Consider the following 4,132-nt stretch of genomic DNA (forward strand, 5'->3'; position numbering starts at 1 on the left):
ACGGTGTTCCCGAACCCGTATGCCGAGAGCTTCTCGCTCGACCTGGATTCCACTTCGGAGGAAGCCGTGCAGGTACGTGTGTACGACATGATAGGTAAACTGCTTGAGGAAAGATCCTTCGAGGCCAGCCGGATCGAACTGGCCCAGTTCGGGGAGAAATACCCTAGCGGTGTCTACAACATCGTATTGACACAGGGAAGCAACGTGAAGACGCTGCGTGTGATCAAACGGTAAGTAATAATTAACAATTAAGCCCCGACTTGCGTCGGGGCTTTTTTATTGGGTAATGGATGACACGAAGGACGGGTGATCGCCTGCGGCGCATTCGTGGCATAAAAAACAGGCAAACTGTGTCGGGAATCTTTGTGGCAATCCAAGGTGTGGACTTTTTAAAAGCCACACGTTGGATTGCCACAAATTTAAAGGCAGTAAGCAAGGCCTGAACGCGCGTACGCTTTGCGGAATGTCCTTCGAAACAATAAGCAGCACAGGCACATAAAGCCCAACAAAATTTTTAACAAAAAGTACAGAAAAACTACAGCGGAAAAATCTGCGGATTTCGTAGGGAACGCCATTGGCCCCTCCCCGGTGCCAAGTTAATCCCTGGCGCGATAGGTCAGGTATAGAAAAACTGCCTCAAATGTTAAATTGTAAAAAAAGGCAGAACACATCTACAGAGTTCTAGCGGATGGCAGACTGTCGGATTGTTTTAAACCTGACGCACTTGATCCCGCTTACAGGGCCTTAGATGAACTTCTGTGGCTTCACGATGCCAAGTGCAATCGGTCAGCCATAGGATTGTCCAAGGTGTGGCAATCCAAACTGTGGACTTTTTAAAATCCACATATCCAATCTCCACAAAATCCGGTGTATAAATCGGCACGAAACAAGGCCGCTAAAGCAAGTATCGTTTATAGGATCCAAACTCGAAGCCCAAATGCATCATAGCCATTTAACCAAAAAGTAACCTAATGGTTGATATGTATCCTCCCTGAAAAAAAATGCTAAGGGCTATTTTTGGGAACAGCAATTTTTCATTCAACCCATAGATTATGAAACAATTATTTACGCTTCTTTTATTTGTCGTAACGGGAATTTGTATTGGGCAGCCCGGAAGAAAAGACCCCACGTTCAACCTTAGCGGACACGCTGAAGGCACCGACGATTCGGTATATGCCACTGCCGTAGAGCCATCGGGGATTATTGTGGCCGGTGGAATCTTTACAAGTTACAACGGAACTCCTGTTGGCCGAATTGCCCGCATATACACCGACGGCAGCCTGATTACCGGATTCAACACCGGAACCGGCTTCAATGCCGCGGTCCAGGACATCGAAATCCAACCCGACGGAAAAATAATCGTGGCAGGATTGTTCACCTCATACAATGGAACAAGCGTCGGGCGAATCGTAAGATTAAACCAGGACGGAACACTCGATTCGGGTTTTGCCGGCTCAGGAACAGGAGCCGATTTCGATATATTCGATGTCAACCTGCTTGCCGACGGAAGCATCATGATTGCCGGCCGATTCTACAATTACAACGGACACCCGAGCAAACAAATCGCGCGTTTGTTTTCTGACGGAAGCTTCGACTCATCATTCGACGTAGGCGGTGGACCCAACCTCGCGGTCTATAAAATTGTCCAGGAAAGCGACGGATCGTTCCTTATAGGGGGAGATTTCCAGACTTACGGCCCGAATCAAGCCTATTATATCGCCCGTATCAACAACGACGGATCATTCAACACGGAATTTCTGGGACGCCCGAATTATAACGTCCGCGAGATATATGTGCAGCCATCTGGAAAAATCCTGATTGGCGGACAGTTCAATACAGCCGGTGGTTTCGGTGGTCCGGATTACGCCGGATTGGCCCGATACAATTATAATGGCACACTCGATACGTCTTTCCCGAACGTACTTCCCTTGGGATCGGTTCCGTATCATATCATAGGACAGCCCGATGGCAAACTCATCATTTCCGGTTATGTACCCGGTGCGCCCGGAGTCTTTCCAAAAAATATTGTCCGATTGAGTGAAGATGGTGTTCTCGATACGACTTTCGATTCCGGGACCGGAACGGCCATTGCCTTTGGAGGCACCTCGCTTATGTCTAACGGACAAATCATCGTCGGCGGTTATTTTGACAGCTACAACGGCCAGCCTGCCGGCAACATCGCACGGTTGAACAGCGATGCAACCCTTGACCAGACCTTCAACCAATTGCCTGCGGGAAGCGGCGGCCCGGATTTTACGGTCAGCACGATTGCTTTGCAGCCAGACGGACGGCTTGTCGCTAATGGCGTGGAAACGAACTCAGGCCCGAATGACGGCCTTAAACGGTACTTTTCAACAGGAGATGCCGATACTTCTTTTTATACCGGAAGTTTTGACGGATCTGTTACGCACATAGAGCTGCAATCTGACGGAAAATTCCTTGTCATGGGTAACTTCAACCAATTTGCCGGAACTATTTCAAGAAAGATCGTAAGGCTTTTAGCCGACGGTTCCTATGACAATTCCTTTTTTTCAGTCTTTGAGGAAACTGCGACCCTAAAGCAGGTCATTGTACAACCGGACGGAAAAATCCTTGTCATGGGCGGATTGGATTTCAATGGTATGCAACGACAGCTGATCCGGCTCAATGAAGACGGAAGCTATGACGACACATTCAACGACGGGCTTGCCGGGGGATGGAACTTATACGGCATGCTACAACAGGCGGACGGAAAAATCATCCTTACAGGTGACTTCTGGGAATATAACTACCAACTGGCGAGCAACCGGATACGCCTGAATCCGGACGGGACAATCGACAGTGCGTTCCTTCCTTACACAAACGACTATCAAACCGATCTGATTCAGGCACAGCCGGATGGTAAATTCCTCGAAAGTGGGTACAGAATGGATACCTTTGAATGGTATGTTGTCCGTTTCAACGCGGATGGCTCGTTAGATACAACTTTCCAGCAGGTCGACGTCCAATCTGTTAAAGACATGGATGTTCAGGCAGACGGAAAAATTGTCATCGTGGGTAATTTTGATTATGTAAACGGTGTGGACAGATTCGGTGTTGCGCGTTTGCTTACAGACGGAACAGTGGATATGGGCTTTGATTCCTCGCTTGACTATGGCCTTAACGGGTACACAAACGCACTTGCGATTCAACCTGACGGCCAGATATTGATTGGCGGCAATTTCGAATACTACAACGGCCTTCCCTACCCCTTCCTGGGTCGTTTGAACGGAGGCGACGGCCCTAACGGCTCTACAAGTGTTACAGGCTATTCCGGAAACGGGCAATATTGTGCCGGAGGAACTGTCGACATCGACTACACGGCAACCGGGACTTTCGATCCGGCGAACCAATTCGAATTGCATTTATCCGATGCCAACGGGCAATTTCCAGGAACTGTCATAGGAACTTCGACAAGTTTTCCTTCGGGAACCATAACGGGAACTATCCCTTCAAACGCCACAGCGGGTTCGTCCTATAAATTCCGGGTCGATGCGACTTCACCAACAACCACGGGAACAGCCTATCCGTTGACGTTTAATGTAGGCACAGAAACTCTATATTATTTGGATGCCGATGCGGACGGATACGGAAATCCGGATATTACCACGTCAGCCTGTTTCCTGCCTGCGGGATATGCAGCGAACAATAGTGATTGTGACGATACGAATGCTGCGAACCACGAAGGCTATCCGTTTTATGTGGATGCCGATGGAGACGGGTTCGGATCGACGGCACAGCAAACCGTCTGTACTGCAAACGCGAACGTGGCACCGACTGGATTTTCTTTGAATAATACCGATTGTGACGATACGAATGCGGCGAACCACGAAGGCTATCCGTTTTATGTGGATGCCGATGGCGATGGTTTCGGATCGACGGCACAACAAACCGTTTGTACTGCAAACCCGAACGTGGCACCGACCGGATTTTCTTTGAACAATACCGATTGTGACGATACGAATGCTGCAAACCACGAAGGTTATCCGTTTTATGTGGATGCCGATGGCGATGGTTTCGGATCGACGACACAACAAACCGTCTGTACTGCAAATCCGAATGTCGCACCGGCCGGATTTTCTTTGGACAATACCGATTGTGACGATACGAATGC

General features: G+C 48.9%; 2 protein-coding genes. Both read left to right on the forward strand.

Annotated elements, in window-relative coordinates:
* On the forward strand, nucleotides 1–234 hold a 234-nt coding region (locus tag G6047_RS00460), incomplete at its 5' end, for a T9SS type A sorting domain-containing protein (RefSeq protein WP_169525358.1).
* A gap of 818 nt (nucleotides 235–1,052) precedes the next feature.
* Nucleotides 1,053–4,132 (forward strand): delta-60 repeat domain-containing protein (locus G6047_RS00465; RefSeq protein WP_169525360.1); only part of this gene is annotated, 3,080 nt, incomplete at its 3' end.

Source organism: Flavobacterium silvaticum (assembly GCF_012911565.1).
Lineage (GTDB): Bacteria > Bacteroidota > Bacteroidia > Flavobacteriales > Flavobacteriaceae > Flavobacterium > Flavobacterium silvaticum.